Source organism: Pseudomonas sp. WC2, assembly GCF_050586545.1.
Lineage (GTDB): Bacteria > Pseudomonadota > Gammaproteobacteria > Pseudomonadales > Pseudomonadaceae > Aquipseudomonas.
In genome coordinates this window covers 127,177-143,502 of record NZ_JBOBDR010000017.1, presented here as the reverse complement: position 1 = coordinate 143,502, position 16,326 = coordinate 127,177, and the positions used below count along the sequence as shown (strand labels likewise).

The 16,326-nt window shown below is 58.1% G+C and carries 13 protein-coding genes; 8 read left to right on the top strand and 5 right to left on the bottom strand.

Annotated elements, in window-relative coordinates:
- Positions 1 to 510 precede the first annotated feature (510 nt).
- The 3 genes from ACQ4OE_RS20785 (at position 511) to ACQ4OE_RS20775 (ending at position 6,180) form a co-directional block, all read left to right on the top strand.
- Positions 511 to 3,750, top strand: a complete 3,240-nt coding sequence (locus ACQ4OE_RS20785) for a hypothetical protein (RefSeq protein ID WP_430947736.1) — start codon at positions 511 to 513, stop codon at positions 3,748 to 3,750.
- A 374-nt stretch (positions 3,751 to 4,124) separates the two neighbouring features.
- Positions 4,125 to 5,546, top strand: a complete 1,422-nt coding sequence (locus ACQ4OE_RS20780; RefSeq protein WP_430947735.1) for an amino acid permease — start codon at positions 4,125 to 4,127, stop codon at positions 5,544 to 5,546.
- 271 nt (positions 5,547 to 5,817) lie between these two features.
- A complete protein-coding gene (locus ACQ4OE_RS20775; protein ID WP_430947734.1) occupies positions 5,818 to 6,180 on the top strand; it encodes a GtrA family protein in 363 nt (120 codons plus the stop codon).
- 36 nt (positions 6,181 to 6,216) lie between these two features.
- Here ACQ4OE_RS20775 and ACQ4OE_RS20770 read toward each other — a convergent pair whose 3' ends face one another.
- Positions 6,217 to 7,836: an FMN-binding glutamate synthase family protein gene (locus tag ACQ4OE_RS20770; protein ID WP_430947733.1), complete on the bottom strand. Its 1,620-nt coding sequence runs from the start codon at positions 7,834 to 7,836 to the stop codon at positions 6,217 to 6,219.
- A gap of 262 nt (positions 7,837 to 8,098) precedes the next feature.
- Between ACQ4OE_RS20770 and ACQ4OE_RS20765 the strand changes: the two genes are divergently transcribed.
- Genes ACQ4OE_RS20765 through ACQ4OE_RS20755 form a run of 3 tightly spaced genes read left to right on the top strand, consistent with a single transcriptional unit; the run spans position 8,099 to position 9,695 of the window.
- Entirely contained in the window at positions 8,099 to 8,533 is a 435-nt protein-coding gene (locus ACQ4OE_RS20765; RefSeq protein ID WP_430947732.1) for an NUDIX hydrolase, read from the top strand.
- A 23-nt stretch (positions 8,534 to 8,556) separates the two neighbouring features.
- Positions 8,557 to 9,195: a LysE family translocator gene (locus ACQ4OE_RS20760; RefSeq protein ID WP_430947731.1), complete on the top strand. Its 639-nt coding sequence runs from the start codon at positions 8,557 to 8,559 to the stop codon at positions 9,193 to 9,195.
- A 2-nt stretch (positions 9,196 to 9,197) separates the two neighbouring features.
- Complete coding sequence (locus tag ACQ4OE_RS20755) at positions 9,198 to 9,695, top strand: GNAT family N-acetyltransferase (RefSeq protein WP_430947730.1); 498 nt, start codon at positions 9,198 to 9,200, stop codon at positions 9,693 to 9,695.
- A 30-nt stretch (positions 9,696 to 9,725) separates the two neighbouring features.
- On the opposite strand, the gene metR is transcribed toward ACQ4OE_RS20755, so the two are convergent.
- Positions 9,726 to 10,643, bottom strand: a complete 918-nt coding sequence (gene metR / locus ACQ4OE_RS20750; protein ID WP_122589789.1) for a transcriptional regulator MetR — start codon at positions 10,641 to 10,643, stop codon at positions 9,726 to 9,728.
- Between the two features lie 205 nt (positions 10,644 to 10,848).
- Here metR and ACQ4OE_RS20745 point away from each other — a divergent pair, with 205 nt between their 5' ends.
- The gene (locus ACQ4OE_RS20745; RefSeq protein WP_430947729.1) at positions 10,849 to 11,883 is read left to right on the top strand and encodes an alpha/beta fold hydrolase; all 1,035 of its coding nucleotides are present in this window, start codon (positions 10,849 to 10,851) and stop codon (positions 11,881 to 11,883) included.
- 162 nt (positions 11,884 to 12,045) lie between these two features.
- On the top strand, positions 12,046 to 12,714 hold the full coding sequence (locus ACQ4OE_RS20740) for a DsbA family oxidoreductase (protein ID WP_430947728.1): 669 nt from the start codon (positions 12,046 to 12,048) through the stop codon (positions 12,712 to 12,714).
- A 6-nt stretch (positions 12,715 to 12,720) separates the two neighbouring features.
- Here ACQ4OE_RS20740 and ACQ4OE_RS20735 read toward each other — a convergent pair whose 3' ends face one another.
- From ACQ4OE_RS20735 to ACQ4OE_RS20725, 3 genes are read right to left on the bottom strand one after another with little or no spacing between them, the layout of a single operon-like run.
- Positions 12,721 to 13,050: a GlpM family protein gene (locus tag ACQ4OE_RS20735; protein WP_430947748.1), complete on the bottom strand. Its 330-nt coding sequence runs from the start codon at positions 13,048 to 13,050 to the stop codon at positions 12,721 to 12,723.
- Positions 13,051 to 13,070: 20 nt separating this feature from the next.
- Entirely contained in the window at positions 13,071 to 14,399 is a 1,329-nt protein-coding gene (locus ACQ4OE_RS20730; RefSeq protein ID WP_430947727.1) for a sigma-54-dependent transcriptional regulator, read from the bottom strand.
- On the bottom strand, positions 14,396 to 16,297 hold the full coding sequence (locus ACQ4OE_RS20725; protein WP_430947726.1) for a sensor histidine kinase: 1,902 nt from the start codon (positions 16,295 to 16,297) through the stop codon (positions 14,396 to 14,398). The genes ACQ4OE_RS20730 and ACQ4OE_RS20725 overlap by 4 nt, the downstream gene beginning before the upstream one ends.
- Positions 16,298 to 16,326: the final 29 nt, after the last annotated feature.

Genomic DNA, 16,326 nt, shown 5'->3' with positions numbered 1-16,326 from the left:
ATTGATCGGACTTGACTGAAGCTTAGACGCTGGTTTGGCGGTGAGAGGAGGAATTGTGAAGGGCGGGCGGATTTTCTTTGGATGAGGTCAGGTTGTGCAGGGGGGCGGGCTCTTGTGCTAAGGCATGCGTGGTCGCGCTACGCAGTTGTGGCGTCGTTGATAAAGTAAACAGCGCACATGAAAGTGTGGCTGGGTATTGGCAATTTTTTGTTTGGTATATGACGACCTGAAGAAGCAACTTTTTATGAGTGAGGTTGATGCCCAGGCTTCTTCAAGCTGAGTGTATTCGCGTGCCGAGGCTACTTCAGTGGTCAGTGGATGTTGTTTTTAGATGTTGCCGTAGGCAGATTCATGTGATGTGGAATGTTTGCTGATGGTGCAATCAATGACGTGGCATGAGTTGCGATCAGTAATGTATTTACTTGGTAATGCATGCGCACTTCTTTCTGGGCGAATGTTGGTGTTCTCTTTTAGCTGGTTTTACCTATTTAATTCACCAAGGAAGTAAATATGTCTGGTTTCAAGAGTTCTTCGTCGGCAGTTGTTGCGCCGCCTGATAATAATTCGAATGATCTGCTGGCCGAGATTGACAATATATCGGTCCACCCATTTGGAGATTTTACAGGGGCATTATCGTGGACAGTGCCTTGGACGACGGCTCAACAGAACAGCGCCTACAGCGCGGCGTCAAGTTACCTTCAGACGCTCGACAGCTATGGAAAGCCAGGCTTGGGCGTACTGGATCATCTGAACGGCGGGCAGCCACTTTCCAGTGAAGCCCTGGCCGATCCTGCCAGTGCAGTGGAAGTCCTGGTGCGCGGTCCGCAAGGGCAGGCACTTGGTCTCGCGGTACAAACCAAGATGAACTCGGTTTCTACCGATGTCAGTATTGATGAACATGCATTGGCCGCTATTCAGCTGCTTTTGGGGCACCTGTCTATTGGCATCGGAGAGCGAAGCAACGTTGCTGACTTTGATCTGGCAGATACGCGACACTGGGGCCAGACCGCTGCAACGATCGTTAAAAATTTCCGGGATTTCCTTGAACTTTCTGCAAAGAGCAGTGCGTCAATGTCCGGTTTGACCGCGCATGTCGTGCTGGCAGGGTACGCCAGTGTCTACTTGATCAAAGAGATTCCCGACAGCGTGAGGTATGGCAGCGCTGCCTGGGTCAATCTGGCGGTCGCCTGCGCCGTGATTGAAGCCCGGACGCCGGGGAAGGTGGCCAACATGAGCTTCGGGCAAGTAATGATCTGCGCGGAAAACGCCGAGCTTGATGAACCTGCCGTTGCCAGGCAGGCCCAGACATTGGCGATGATCGATTGGGGCTTCATCAATGGCTTGATCGAAGAGAAAGCGGATGATCGAGTAACCGATGCAGAACTGAAAGTCATTACCCAGGAATACAATCGGCAACTGAATGAGCGGCTTAACGTATCGACGTTGTTGAGCCGTGAAATTCCAAGCCGTCGGGCAATTGCCCTGAGTAAACTCAAAGAAAAGTTTCCAGGCCAAGTTCCTTTTGAGACGCCTCTGTTTTACGACACCAGGTCAGGGGTGGGTAACGGAATCGATGAAGTCTTTTCCGGAACATGGGGCCTGCATTCACTTTTGGATATTGCGATGATGGGAGGTCCGCCTTATTACACGTGGGGGACCGAGAATATCCGTTATTCATACCTGACTCGTGACATTAACTCAAATCTGGAGCTGGGGGTGGAGGAGGAGTTCAAAGCCGAGTTTGACAAAACAATCATTGCACTGAAGAAAGGCGCGATGGCGACGGTCAGGCACCTGATTTCCCAACTGCCACTGCGCGACAGGGAAAAACTTGAATATGGGCAAATCGATTTCTTTCAGAGCAAGGTATACAGGCTTCGTTCGGATTTTTGGGGGAGAGATTTAACTCATACTGCTCCTGAGTTAACCATGCGGGTGGAGCTGAGTGGCGAAGTAACCCTTTATTACATCAACTTGAACAAGGGTGTGATCGGGCTACACAAGAAGCATCCAGGAAAGGAAACGGAGTTTCCTCAACCCTCCAACCAGAGCCTCATCCACACCACGGAGCTTTTCAAAGCGGATCGGCCATTGACTGCGACTTCCAAGCTCCCGCCGTTTGCGACGCCCCTTAGTTACTCCAGCGAGAGGACCATGGAAATCGCCTTTGCCTTTGCCCAGCATTTGGACCTGGACAACCAAAAAGTCCTGCAGGAAGCCAGAGGCCAGACCACGAGGGACAAACATGCGGCAAAACTGAAGGCGGCGGTGGATTTCGTCGTGGACCTGATCCCGTTCAAGTCTGCCATCAGCAATTTCATCAAGGGCAACTACGCCGACGGCACCATGGATTTGTTCATGGATGTATTGGGTTTCGTCACCGCTGGCGCGGGCATTGTCTCCAAGCTGGCGAAAGTCGCGACCCAGTCCGTTTCGGCACTCACCAAGGCGCTACGCGCGGCCAAAATCATCGGTACGTTTGTTATCGGCGAACTCAATCCGTTGAGTGCACTACCCGCTTTGGTAGGGGGGACAGTCGGTCTTGTAGGCCGTGGCCTCAAGTTTGTCGGAGTACGCGCTTTGCGCCAGCTTGACTGGCTGCGTAACGCACCGGATGGCTATAAGTTGCTCCATGCGGTGGGTAAAGAACACGGGCCCACAGTGTTGGGCACGTTCAAAATGGCTGACGGAAGTGTCGCAGGCGTGGGCGTATTGAAAAACGGTGAGTGGTATCCCTACAACGCTCAAACGAACCGGCTCTATGGTTCTCCAGGCGCCTTTACGCCTAAAACCCCGGGTGCAAATCGGCTTTATGGGGCCAATACAAATCATCCCGGCTACTTTGTGGAATACCACAGTAATTTATTAAATGCGCAAGCCCCCAATAATTTGCATGCGTATAACAAAGGTTTTGAAAGTGGAAGCCTGGAACGGATAACGGGCTACACCCCTACAATGAAACTTGAAGATTTATACACGTTAGCGTCCCGGCCTGACTGGAGTCCCGAACAGATTGGGGCTTTAACAAAGGAAATAAAAAAAAGGCTGCTCGATGATGCTGCTTACTTTTCCAGCCTACTGCTGCAGGACTGTCAAGGCGCGGGAGTGAAGGTCACGTCATTGTCACAGAGCTACTACTCGGCCTATGTCGATCTAACTACCAAAGGGGAGTGTGCAGGGCTGTCGAATGCGATGGCGGTTGCCATTCATTACGGTAAAGAACAGATACTTCTACAAAATTTCTACAAGGTGTCTAACAAGGCAGATAATCCGCCTTCACAGAAATTCATTAAAGATTTAAGAAGTTTTCAGGACAAGGTTGCACGTAGTGATAAATTTCATCCGAATGGCACCCCGGATGTCATGAGTGCCGACAACATCATTGCTGACCTGCTGTCATCGCCTGATTCCAAAAGTCTTAGAATCAGCACCCAAGATCACGCCATGATCGCAGGAGTAAGAGTCATCGACGGCAAGCCAGTATGGTATTTTTACGACCCGAATGCGGGGTTGGCGAAATTTGAAAGCATTCAGTCCATGAAGGAGGGTCTGCATAAGGTGCTGGAAAGCGGTGCGCTCGCCTCGACATACCAAACCTTTAGAAATACGAAAGGCGGGCGTGTGTATCACGTCAGCGAATTCCGTCTCGATGATATTGACCCCGATTACATTGATCGCGTTGAAGACCTCTCCCACTTCGAGCTACCGGATTTGCCGGATGAGCTTTTTTCGATTCAGGTCGTGCAGTGAAGCCCTCTCTTTGCGACACGCAGCATCGAGCATGAGGCCGGTTTTGCTCAACGCAAAACCCATTGCATAAGGCACGACGCACCAAGGTTGTGCAATACTCGCCGCCGTTTTCGGTGGCGAGTTTTCCTATCCTGGCCAGTTGATCCCTCAGGTCGACAGACCTCTTTGCGACAACTCCCGCTGAATCTTGTGATTTATAGAGTGAAAAGCTCTGCCCCAGGGTTTTTATACTGCACGCCCCGCTGATCTTGCCGGTAGCCCCGCAAGACGCATCTGCCCACAAAGCAGGCGCGGTTTCATTTCAAGCCAAGGCTTATCGGCCGACGCTTCGACACTCGGTGGTCTATCCAATAACAAGACGAGGTTGTACCCCTATGCCAGTTGGCAATCCCCTGCCTCACGGCGATACCGCTCAGGGCGGTCCGCTCAAACGCGAACTCGGCGAACGGCATATTCGCCTGATGGCGCTCGGTGCCTGTATCGGCGTCGGTCTGTTCTTAGGTTCGGCCAAGGCTATTGAAATGGCCGGGCCGGCGATCATGATTTCCTACATTCTCGGCGGCCTGGCGATCCTGGTGATCATGCGCGCGCTCGGCGAAATGGCCGTGCACAACCCGGTGGCCGGTTCGTTCAGTCGTTATGCGCAAGACTACCTTGGCCCTTTGGCGGGTTTCCTTACCGGCTGGAACTACTGGTTCCTGTGGCTGGTGACTTGCGTCGCGGAAATCACCGCGGTGGCCGTGTACATGGGCATCTGGTTTCCCGATGTGCCGCGCTGGATCTGGGCCTTGGCGGCGCTGGTCAGCATGGGATCGATCAACCTGATCGCGGTGAAAGCCTTCGGTGAATTCGAGTTCTGGTTCGCCCTGATCAAGATCGTGACGATCATTGCCATGGTCATCGGCGGTGTCGGCATCATCGCTTTCGGTTTCGGCAATGACGGTGTGGCGCTGGGCATTTCTAACCTGTGGGCCCATGGCGGCTTCATGCCCAACGGCGTGACCGGTGTGTTGATGTCCCTGCAAATGGTCATGTTCGCCTACCTCGGCGTTGAGATGATCGGCCTGACTGCTGGCGAAGCGAAGAATCCGCAGAAGACCATTCCCGATGCGATCGGCTCGGTGTTCTGGCGGATTCTGCTGTTCTACGTCGGCGCGCTGTTCGTGATCCTGTCGATCTACCCGTGGAACGAAATCGGCACTCAGGGCAGTCCGTTCGTGATGACCTTCGAGCGTTTGGGCATCAAGACCGCCGCCGGCATCATCAACTTCGTGGTGATCACCGCCGCGCTGTCGTCGTGCAATGGCGGCATCTTCAGCACCGGGCGCATGCTCTACAGCCTGGCGCAGAACGGCCAGGCCCCGGCGGGTTTCGCCAAGACCTCGAACAACGGCGTGCCGCGTCGTGCCTTGCTGCTGTCGATTGCTGCGCTGTTGCTGGGCGTGCTGCTCAACTACCTGGTGCCGGAAAAAGTCTTCGTCTGGGTGACCTCGATTGCCACCTTCGGCGCGATCTGGACCTGGGTGATGATCCTGCTGGCGCAACTGAAATTCCGCAAAGGCCTGAGCGCCAGTGAGCGTGCCGGCCTCAAATACAAGATGTGGCTGTACCCGGTCAGCTCGTACTTTGCCCTGGCATTTCTGGTGCTGGTGGTCGGCCTGATGGCGTACTTCCCGGACACCCGCGTGGCGCTGTATATCGGCCCGGCGTTCCTGGTGCTGCTGACGGTGTTGTTCTATGTGTTCAAGTTGCAACCCACCGGTGATTCGCAAGTGGCGGCACGTTCAGCGTCCTGATTCATAGCCTCTGAAACAAAAGATCGCAGCCTCCGGCAGCCCTACTTTGGAACGTGTTTCCGGTACGTGCTACCGGTGGCTGCGATCTTTTGCTGTTTATAGCCGGCCCGAAACACAGACAAATGACCTGCTGCACAGCCGAATTTTGCGGTAACGAGCCTGCACCACTCGTCGGAATGGACCTCTCACCTGTAATTTCTGACAGTAGACCAAAGAGGGGCTGCAGGCTTAGCGTGAGCCTCCGTCCAATCCTGGGTGGCGAGGAGCGGTGATGAAAGGATTCCCTGCACTCATGGTCATCGGCGTGGCCGATGCCTTGATCCATTGGCAAGTGTTTTTCGTGATGAGCAGCGCTGGCGGGCTGACTCAGGCGGCGAGCAATTTTGCCGCGTTCTGTGTGGCCGCCGCGTTCACGATTTACGTGAATGTGCTGTACATCTTCGAGACAGGCACGTCGATGCCCGGCTATCTGCTGTTTATTGTGGTGATGGGCGGGGTGAGTTTTGGCATCGGCTCGCTGGGCGATGCGCAAGCGTTGCATGGGTTGGTCACGGTGGCGACGTTCACCGGGATCAATCTGCTGCTGGCGTACTGCTTTTTTCGCTTTGTGCTGTTTCGCAATCGTGAGGTTTGAAGCGCCAGCCTGTCGTACAGACTGACGCTGCGCAGCTTATGCGGCGGCGATTTCGTTCGGCTCGAAACTGTCCGCCCGCGCCATCTGCCACATCCGCGAATAGAACTCGCCATTCACTTCCCCAGTGAGCAATTCACCCGGTTTCAGGAACACGTGGAGCTGCGAAAACAGTTTGATTTCAGTCGCCGACATGCGTCGCACCAAATGCTTGGCCGACAGTTGCGACGGGTGTTCAAGTCCTGCCGCCGCGAGCATTTCCGCCAGGGCTTTGAGGGTGCTGCGATGGAAGTTGAACACGCGCTGCGCTTTGTCCGGAACCACCAACGCACGTTGGCGCAAAGCGTCCTGCGTGGCGACGCCGGTCGGGCATTTGTTGGTGTGGCAGGACTGCGACTGGATGCAGCCGATGGCGAACATGAAACCACGCGCCGAGTTGGCCCAGTCGGCACCGATGGCCAGCACGCTGGCGATGTCGAAGGCGCTGACGATCTTGCCGCTGGCGCCGAGTTTGATCTTGTCGCGCAGGTTCAGGCCGACCAGGGTGTTGTGCACGAACAGCAGCCCTTCGCGCATCGGCACGCCGATGTGATCGGTGAATTCCACGGGCGCCGCGCCGGTGCCGCCTTCCTTGCCGTCGACAACAATGAAGTCCGGGAGAATGCCGGTTTCCAGCATGGCTTTGGCGATGCCCATGAATTCCCACGGATGGCCGAGGCAGAACTTGAAGCCCACCGGTTTGCCGCCGGACAGTTCACGCAATTGCTGGATGAAATGCATCATCTCGATCGGCGTGGAAAACGCGCTGTGGCGTGACGGCGAGACGCAGTCTTCGCCCATCAGGATGCCGCGGGTTTCAGCGATTTCCTTGGTGACCTTGTGCTTGGGCAGGATGCCGCCGTGGCCGGGTTTGGCGCCTTGGCTCATCTTGATTTCGATCATCCGCACTTGCGGGTTCTGCGCCTGAGTGGCGAAGCGTTCCGGGTCGAAACGGCCATCGCTGGTGCGGCAGCCGAAGTAGCCGCTGCCCAGTTCCCAGGTCAGGTCGCCGCCGTGTTCGCGGTGATACGGACTGATGCTGCCTTCACCGGTGTCGTGGGCGAAGTTACCGAGTTTGGCGCCCTGGTTCAGCGCGCGAATGGCGTTGGCGCTGAGCGAGCCGAAGCTCATTGCCGAAATGTTGAACACCGACGCCGAGTACGGCTGCGAGCACTGCGGGCCGCCGACGGTGACGCGGAAACTGTTCGGATCACTCAACGGTGCCGGGCGCATCGAGTGGCCGATGAATTCGAAACCCGCTTGATAGACATCGATCAGCGTGCCGAACGGTTTGTCGGCGGTCTCGTTTTTCGCCCGCGAATAGACCAGCGAACGCTGTGCGCGGGAGAAGGGCAGGGCGTCGCTGTCGGATTCCAGCAGGTACTGGCGGATCTCCGGGCGGATGCCTTCGACCAGGTAGCGGATGTTGCCGAGGATCGGGTAGTTACGGCGCACAGCGTGGGGCGTCTGCAGCAGATCGAACAGACCCAGCAAGCTCAGCACAGCGGTGACGGCGGTGATCGGCCACAGCCAGTCATGTTCGAGGAAGGGCAGGCTGGCGAGGGTAAAGATCACGCAGACGGCAAAGAAGGCGTAGCGGCTCAGGAGTGACAGGCTCATACGGTTTCCTTGGTTCGGACTCGGAATATTCAGCGAAGATTCAGGGATAAACACGTTTCCCATATAGGCGTGAGCCTGCATGAGGCAACTTCACCAAACGATCAGACGAAAGTATCGCTGGTAATACTCGGTCGCCAGACACAAATTTACGAACCACCGCAAATCCCGTTGTGGGAGCGGCGTTCACGCATCGAATTTTTGCAAGTGGCGACCATCGCCCGGCCATGGGATCCTTGGTGTTTTTGAATCAAGGGCAGCTTTTATGTCGACGCTTTCCGGCGAAACCACCTCCATCATCCGCATTGCCGCCGCGCTGCTGCTTAACGCCAATGGCCAAACCCTGTTGGTGCGCAAACGCGGCACCAGCGCCTTCATGCAAGCGGGTGGCAAGATCGAAGCGCACGAGCTGCCGGTGCATGCTTTGGCCCGTGAGCTGGAAGAGGAACTGGATCTGCACATCGATCCGGCGCAGGCGACTTTCTTGGGTCAGTTTTCAGCACCAGCCGCGAACGAGCCGGGATTTGTTGTACAGGCAGATATCTTTCAACTGACCATCAACGCCGAAGTTTCCCCTGCGGCTGAAATCGAAGAAGTGCTGTGGATCGATCCGGCCACTGACGGTGATGTCGATCTGGCGCCATTGACACGTGATGTGATCCTGCCGTTTTATCGAGCCTCGCTGACTGCCATCGCCTGATCATTCACGCAAAGGACTTTGCCATGATCCCGCTTCCTGATTTGCTGATTTTTGCCGCTGCCGCGTTACTGATGGTGCTGACGCCGGGGCCGAACATGATCTATCTGATCTCGCGTTCGATCTGTCAGGGGCGCAAGGCCGGGGTGACGTCGTTGCTTGGTGTTGTCGCGGGGTTCTTTGTGCACATGTTTGCAGCGGCCGCCGGTTTGACTGCGGTATTTCTTGCGGTGCCAATGGCCTATGAAGTGTTGAAGTGGGCTGGCGCGCTGTACCTGCTGTGGCTGGCCTGGCAAGCGCTGAAACCCGGAGCGCGTTCGCCGTTCGAGGCGCAGCAACTGCCGCCGGACTCGTCGCGCAAACTGATCACCATGGGGTTTCTCACCAGTGCGTTGAACCCGAAGATCGCGGTGTTCTATCTCTCGGTGTTTCCGCAGTTCATCACACCTGAGCACGGCTCTGTGTTCACTCAAAGCATCATTCTCGGGCTCACACAAATCAGCGTCAGCTTCACCATCAATCTGCTGATTGCGTTGTTCGCTGCGGGTATTGCGTCATGGTTTGTGAGCAATCCGAGGTGGCTGGCGATGCAGCGCTACTTCATGGGATTTGTGCTGGCCGGGTTGGCGGTACGGCTGATGTTTGAGCAGCGCAGGGCGGCTTGAACATGTGGATCGAACGGATGAACGCCAGTCATGCCTTGGCTTATCGGGCGCTGATGCTTGAAGCCTATGACCGCCATCCGCAGGCGTTCACCTCCAGCGTGCGCGAACGGGCGGTGATGCCGCTGAGCTGGTGGGAAGGGCGCCTGACCAGCAAGCTGGATGTAGTGCTCGGCGCGTTCGAATCCGGGGAACTGGCCGGGATCGTCGGCCTGGCCTTCGAGCCGCGAGAGAAAGCGCGACACAAGGCCACGTTGTTTGGCATGTACGTTTCAGCGGATTTTCGTCAGCACGGGTTGGGCTTCGAGCTGGTGCAAGCGGCGCTGGCCGAAGCGCAGAATCATCCGGCGTTGCAGCTGATTCAACTGACCGTTACCGCCGGCAATGAGGCCGCATTCAAACTCTACGAGCGCTGCGGCTTCATCCAGTTTGGCCTCGAACCGCTGGCGGTGCGGGTCGGCGAAGACTACTTCGACAAGATCCATATGTGGCGCCAACTCTGACCCCACACGGGGATTTGCATTGGATGTTGATCAGCGAACCGCGCTCACCCCATCCAGCGTCGAGAACGATGTGTCCTTCGCCGTCAGCAGAAAATCGCGCATATACGGCGCATCCAGCATGTCCGTACGGATCGCCGCGTACAGCGTCGCAAACAAACCTTTCTCGCCCAGCCGCTTGGCCTTCACATACCCGCGCGAGCTGTATTCATGCAGCGCCCAGTGTGGCATGCCGCAGACGCCACGACCGCTGGCAACCAGTTGCATCATCATCACCGTCAGTTCGGAAGTGCGCACCTGCGCCGGTTCAATATCCGCCGGTTCGAGGAAGCGGGTGAAGATGTCCAGGCGATCACGTTCCACCGGATAGGTGATCAGCGTCTCCGGGAGCAAGTCTTCCGGCACGATGTACGGCTTGCTCGCCAACGCGTGCTGATTGGCCACGGCGAGCATCGCTTCGTAAGTGAACAGCGGCACATAGGTGATACCGGCGATTTCCTGCGGATCGGAGGTGACCACCAGATCCAGATCACCCCGCGCCAAGGCCGGCAGCGGCGCGAAGGAAAAGCCCGAGGCCAGATCAAGTTCGACTTCCGGCCACGCGTCGCGGAACTGGTCGATGGTCGGCATCAGCCATTGAAAACAACTGTGGCATTCGATTGCCATGTGCAGACGCCCGGCGGTGCCACCAGCCAAGCGGCTGATGTCGCGTTCCGCCGCACGCAGCAGCGGCAGTGTCGCGTCGGCCAACTGCAGCAAGCGCAACCCGGCGCTGGTGAACCGCACCGGTTTGGTCTTGCGCACGAACAGTTGCATGCCCAGGCGCTCTTCCAGTTCCTTGAATTGGTGGGACAGCGCCGATTGCGTCAAATGCAGGCGGTCAGCCGCGTCGACAAGGCTGTCGGCCTCGCGCAGGGCATGCAAGGTCTTTAGGTGACGGATCTCAAGCACCGATGACTCCATGAATAGAATTTGTTGATTCAGCAATGGCGGTGAGTTTGTCTCATGTTAACCAAGCTGTCGACAGGGTCTTTTCACACCCCGCGCAATGACCGCTCGGCACTCTTCATCAAACTGTCACGCAACTGTGGCAGCGCGCTTGAACAAACTTCATCAGACTCGCGCTCTACTGGGGTTCTGCGTTTCGGTGTTTTTCATGCACAAAGTGTTTTTATCGGTCGCGGCCATGTTGGCCGCGCTTTTGTTCGGTGCGCCGTCGGTGGCGGCCGCGCGTTGCGACGTCAACGTGCCGACCGAGCACGTCGATCTGCAACAAGTCAGCATCGCTTATCAAAGCATTGGTCGCGCGTCGGACCCGGCATTGCTGCTAGTAATGGGCCTCGGCGGGCAGTTGATTCACTGGCCGGATGAGGTGGTGGTCGCGCTGTGTCAGCAGGGTTTTCGGGTGATCCGTTATGACAATCGCGACGTCGGTCTGTCGACCTGGCGTCAGGCGCCGGTTGAGGCCAACCTGACCTTTGAAGTGCTGCGCTACAAACTTGGGCTGCCAGTCTCGGCGCCGTACAGCCTGACCGACATGGCCGACGATGCACTGGGGCTGATGGATGCGCTGCACGTTGAGCAATTCCACGTGCTGGGCGCGAGCATGGGCGGCATGATTGCCCAGCACATGGCGGCGATGGCGCCGCAGCGAGTCGAGAGCCTGACGCTGATCATGACCACGTCGGGCGCCGAAGGCTTGCCGGCGCCGAGTGCAGCGCTGGTGCAATTGCTGTCCCGTCGCGGTGCACCGAATCGGCAAGTGGCGCTGGAGCAGCAGGCCGATTTACTCGCAGCATTAGGCAGCCCGGCGGTCACCGATGATCGGCAGGCGCTGCTGCAACAGGCAGCGGCGTCGTATGACCGGGCGTTCAATCCCGAAGGTGTGAAGCGGCAGATCATGGCGATCCTTGCTGAACCGAGCCGAGTGGCGTTGCTCAATCAGTTGCGCGTGCCGACGCTGGTGGTGCATGGCACCGCCGATCCGTTGCTGCCGGTGATGCACGGCGTGCATCTGGCAGCGCATATTCGCGGCAGTCAGTTGCGGCTGATTCCGGGGTTGGCGCATCGCTTTCAAGAGGCGTTCAAGGAGCCGTTGCTCGCGGCGGTTCTGCCGTATCTGCAGGCGCATCGTGAAGACGCTTCGCATTGGGCGCAGATTGAGCCGGTGGTGGGTGGGAATCTGCTGTAACCGAGGTCTGTGGTGTCTGAGTGGGCCTCTTCGCGAGCAGGGGAACGCATTCCAAGGGTGGTAGTGAGCCTGCTCGCGAAGGGGCCGCTAGGGTCACCAAAAAATCTGCGGCAGGTGTATCGTGCAAACTTTCCCGCACGATTTCCCCTCGCGAGGTGTGTGATGAGTTCCGCTTTGAAAATCGATTTTGTCAGCGACGTCTCCTGCCCTTGGTGCGTTGTCGGTTTGTATGGCTTGCTGGAAGCGCTGGAAATTCTGCGCAATGAAGTGCAAGCGGAGATCCGTTTTCAGCCGTTCGAGCTGAATCCGAAAATGGCTGCCGAAGGGCAGAACATCGCCGAACACATTCAAGAAAAATACGGCTCGACGCCGGAGCAATCGCAGAAGAATCGCGAGGCGATTCGTGCCCGTGGTGCCGAAGTTGGATTTGCCTTTCGCACGGATGGCAACAGCCGTATCTACAACACGTTTGATGCGCATCGCTTGCTGCATTGGGCCGGGAACGAGGGTTTGCAGTTGCCGTTGAAGGAGGCGTTGTTCAAGGCGTATTTCAGCGATGGCGGCAATCCGTCTGACCGTGGGCAGTTGGTGCAGATTGCTGAAAGTATCGGGCTTGATCGTCAACGCGCCGAGACGATTCTGGCGTCCGATGAATATGCCAAAGCGGTGCGCGAAGAAGAGCAGTTGTGGCTCCAGCGCGGGGTGAGTTCGGTGCCGACCGTGGTGTTCAACGGCCAGTACGCGGTGACGGGTGGGCAACCGGTAGAAACATTTGTCGGCGCGATCCGGCAGATCATGGCCGAATCCAAGGGCGGCACGGTCAACGGCTAGTGGATATCAACTGTGCAGCCGAACCCAGACGCTGACCAGCACGGTCGCGGCCATCAGCCACGCGACGGCCGCGACCGCCAGCGACGCCTCAAGCCGCATCCGGTCCACCATCACGTACAACGTCGCCAGATACACAAAATACGGAATGATCGACCACATCCCGAACACGATCGTGGTCTTCAAATCCTCAATCGAACGCCCCTTGCCGACGATGTAATGCGCGATCAGCGCGAACGTTGGAAACAGCGGCACCAGTCCGGCGATGTAATAGTTTTTGGTCTTTGACAGCGCAGCGATGAGCAGTACCACCGCAGCGCCCAACAGGGCTTTGAACATCAGGTCCACGTCGTTCTCGCTTAATGGCTCAGGCCGTATTTTTTCACTTTGTCGAACAGCGTGGTCTTGGCCATGCCCAGCTCAAGACTCGCCTGCGTGAGGTTGCCGCCACTGCGTTGCAGGGCGTCGCTGAGCAGGTTGCGCTCGAAGGCTTCCACCGCCTCGGCGAAGCCCAGTCCTTGTCCACCGCTGTTGGCGCCGGACTTCTTGAACGCCGGCAAGCCGAGGGCAAAGCGTTCGGCGACGTTGCGCAGTTCGCGCACGTTGCCCGGCCAGTCGTGGCTCATCAAGTTCGACAGGGTCTGGTTGTCCAGCTCCGGCAATGCGCGGTCGAAGCGCAACGCCGATTGCTGGGTGAAGTGTTCGAACAGTTGCAGGATGTCTTCGCGACGTTCGCGCAGCGGCGGCAATTCCAGCGTCACCACGTTGAGGCGGTAGTACAAGTCGCTGCGGAATTCGCCGGCCTTGCTCGCCTCGTCGAGATCGGATTTGGTCGCCGCAATCACCCGGCAATCCACCGCCACGCTCTGGTTCGAGCCGAGGCGTTCGAGGGTGCGTTCCTGCAATACGCGCAGCAGTTTGATCTGCAACGGCAGTGGCATGCTTTCCACTTCATCAAGGAACAGCGTACCGCCGTCGGCATGCTCGATCTTGCCGATGCGCCGTTTCCCCGCGCCGGTGAAGGCGTTGGCTTCATGGCCGAAGATTTCGCTTTCGAAGAGGTTTTCCGGCAGGCCGCCGCAGTTGAGTGCGACGAACTGTTTGCTGTGGCGGCGACTGAAATCGTGCAGGCAGCGGGCGACCAGTTCTTTACCGGTGCCGGTTTCGCCTTCGATCAACACATTGGCCGAGGTGTCGGCGACGTTGGCGATCAGTTCGCGCAGGTTCTGCATGGCGGGCGAACGACCGATGATGCGTCCTTCAAGGGAATCGCGCTCGGCCAGTTGCCGGCGCAACGACGACACTTCGCGAGCGAGGCTGCGTTGCTCCAGCGCCCGCCGCGCGACGTCGACCAGACGCTCCGGCGAGAACGGTTTTTCCATGAAGTCGTAAGCGCCTTTCTGCATCGCGCCAACGGCCATGGAAATATCGCCGTGACCGGTGATCAGCACCACCGGCAGGCTGCGATCGCGTTGCTTGAGGCGGGTCAGCAGTTCCAGGCCATCAATGCCCGGCAGGCGAATGTCGCTGATGACGATGCCGGCAAAGTTTTCGCCGACCTTCTCCAGCGCTTCCTCGGCACTGCCGACGCCGATGCAGGGAATGTCTTCGAGGGTCAGCGCCTGTTGGCAGCCGAGCAGCACATGGGGGTCGTCTTCGACGATCAGCACACTGAGTTCGGGGTTCATATTGGCTCGGCGGGAGTAGGGCTTACCAACGGTAAACTGAGGACGAAAGTGGTGCCGCCGCTGGCCGGGTGTTCGACACCCAGATGGCCGCCGGTAGCGGCGGCGAGGCTGGCGGAAAGGGTCAGGCCCAAGCCCAGGCCATGCTCGCCGGGCTTGGTGGTGAAGAACGGTTCGAACAGATGCTTGCGCGCTTCGGCGTCGATGCCGTGGCCGTTGTCGCGTACGCGCAAGCGATACTTGGCGTTGAACTCTTCGCCTTCCAGCCACAGCTCGGGCAGCGGTTGCGCCTGCATGGCGTCGAGGGCATTGCCGATCAGGTTGACCAGAATCTGTTCGAGGCGCGTCTGGTCGATCTGCACCTGCACATCGGCGAACTGACGATGCACGTTCAGCGCCGAGGCTTCGACCCGGGCACCGAGCACTTGCATCGCGGCATCGACCGCTTTGCCAAGGCTGGCCTGACCCTGATTGTCGCCACGCCGGGCGAACGAGCGCAGGCTCGCGGTGATGCGGCCCATGCGGTCGATCAGGTCATTAATGGTCTTGAGGTTGGTGCTGGCGATGTCGAGTTGGCCGCGCTCGAGAAAGCGCACGGTGTTGCCCGACAGCGTGCGCATCGCGGCCAACGGCTGATTCAATTCGTGGGCAATGCTGGTCGACATCTGGCCGATGGCCGCGAGTTTACCCGCCTGCACCAACTCATCCTGGGCACGCCGCAAGGTCTCTTCAGCCTGACGCCGTTCGCGGATCTGACTCTTCAGTCGCTCGTTGCTGGCGCGCAGGTCGGTGGTGCGTTCGGTAATCCGACGCTCCAGTTGATTGTTGGCTTCCTGCAAGGCTTCGCGGGCGGCGAGGCGGGTGGCGATCACCTTGCGCCGCTCATTCCAGGCGATCAGCAGGAACGCGACCAGTGCAAACGCCACGGCGACGAGAATGCCTTGGTTGATCGCTTCGCGGCGCAGGTCTTGCAGCGGCGTGAGCAGAGTGAAATTCCACGGCGTGTCGCTCAGCGGTCGGGTCTGCGCCAGATAGCTGATGTCGTCCTCGCCGGACTGCACTTCGCTGTTGGCCGGGAAGGTCAGTTTCTCCACGCCTTCGGACAAGGTTTCGCGAGCCAACGGTTGCAGTTCGTTAAGCGGGAACCAGTAATACTGCAGGCTGCGGGCGAGTTTTTCCTTGGTGGCTTCACTCAAGGGAATCACCGCTTTCAGGCGCCGAGCCGGATCGCTGGAGAGAATGATGATGCCGTTTTCATCGCTGACGAAGGCTTCCAGACGCGCGCGTTGCCAGCGTTCTTCCATGGCTTCCAGACGCACTTTGACCACGGCGACGCCGATGATCTTTCCGTGTTCTTCGAGGCCATGCGCGAGGTAGTAACCGGGTTCGCCGTTGGTGCTGCCGATGCCGTAGAAACGCCCGGGCTCGCCGCGTACGGCTTTCTGGAAATAGGCGCGGAAGGACAGGTCTTCACCGAGGTAACTGTCGACATCGCGCCAGTTGCTGGTGGCCATGACGCGGCCGGTGGTGTCCATGACGTAGATGGCCCGACTGCGGCTGCGCCGGTTCAGGCCTTCGAGGTAAGCGTTGACCGTTTCCCGGTACTCCGGGGTCGGGTCGGCCAGCAGCTGCGAGACACTGGTTTCGAGTTCCAGCAGGCTGGGCAGGTAGGTGTATTTGCTGATCTCGCTTTCGACCGCGCGGGCGTGCAGTTCCAGCTGACGCTGGCCATTTTCGCCGAGGCTGCGGATGCCGAAATGTTCACTGGTCCAGAAGCCGATAAAACCCAGGCCGATCATCAGGGCGATGATCAGCGGCGGCAGGAATAAATGACGAATCAGACGGGGCTTCACGGCAAGTGATGGCGGCGCGGCGCGATAGAGATTGGGGTCGCATTTCATCACAGATGCCTTGGGTCAACCACCACACT

Coding starts and splice junctions, on each gene's coding strand:
- ACQ4OE_RS20730 (WP_430947727.1), bottom strand. CDS start 14,399: ATGAACCCCGAACTCAGTGTGCTGATCGTCGAAGACGACCCCCATGTG.
- ACQ4OE_RS20785 (WP_430947736.1), top strand. CDS start 511: ATGTCTGGTTTCAAGAGTTCTTCGTCGGCAGTTGTTGCGCCGCCTGAT.
- ACQ4OE_RS20740 (WP_430947728.1), top strand. CDS start 12,046: ATGAGTTCCGCTTTGAAAATCGATTTTGTCAGCGACGTCTCCTGCCCT.
- ACQ4OE_RS20735 (WP_430947748.1), bottom strand. CDS start 13,050: ATGTTCAAAGCCCTGTTGGGCGCTGCGGTGGTACTGCTCATCGCTGCG.
- ACQ4OE_RS20780 (WP_430947735.1), top strand. CDS start 4,125: ATGCCAGTTGGCAATCCCCTGCCTCACGGCGATACCGCTCAGGGCGGT.
- ACQ4OE_RS20775 (WP_430947734.1), top strand. CDS start 5,818: ATGAAAGGATTCCCTGCACTCATGGTCATCGGCGTGGCCGATGCCTTG.
- ACQ4OE_RS20760 (WP_430947731.1), top strand. CDS start 8,557: ATGATCCCGCTTCCTGATTTGCTGATTTTTGCCGCTGCCGCGTTACTG.
- ACQ4OE_RS20725 (WP_430947726.1), bottom strand. CDS start 16,297: ATGAAATGCGACCCCAATCTCTATCGCGCCGCGCCGCCATCACTTGCC.
- ACQ4OE_RS20755 (WP_430947730.1), top strand. CDS start 9,198: ATGTGGATCGAACGGATGAACGCCAGTCATGCCTTGGCTTATCGGGCG.
- ACQ4OE_RS20770 (WP_430947733.1), bottom strand. CDS start 7,836: ATGAGCCTGTCACTCCTGAGCCGCTACGCCTTCTTTGCCGTCTGCGTG.
- ACQ4OE_RS20765 (WP_430947732.1), top strand. CDS start 8,099: ATGTCGACGCTTTCCGGCGAAACCACCTCCATCATCCGCATTGCCGCC.
- ACQ4OE_RS20745 (WP_430947729.1), top strand. CDS start 10,849: ATGCACAAAGTGTTTTTATCGGTCGCGGCCATGTTGGCCGCGCTTTTG.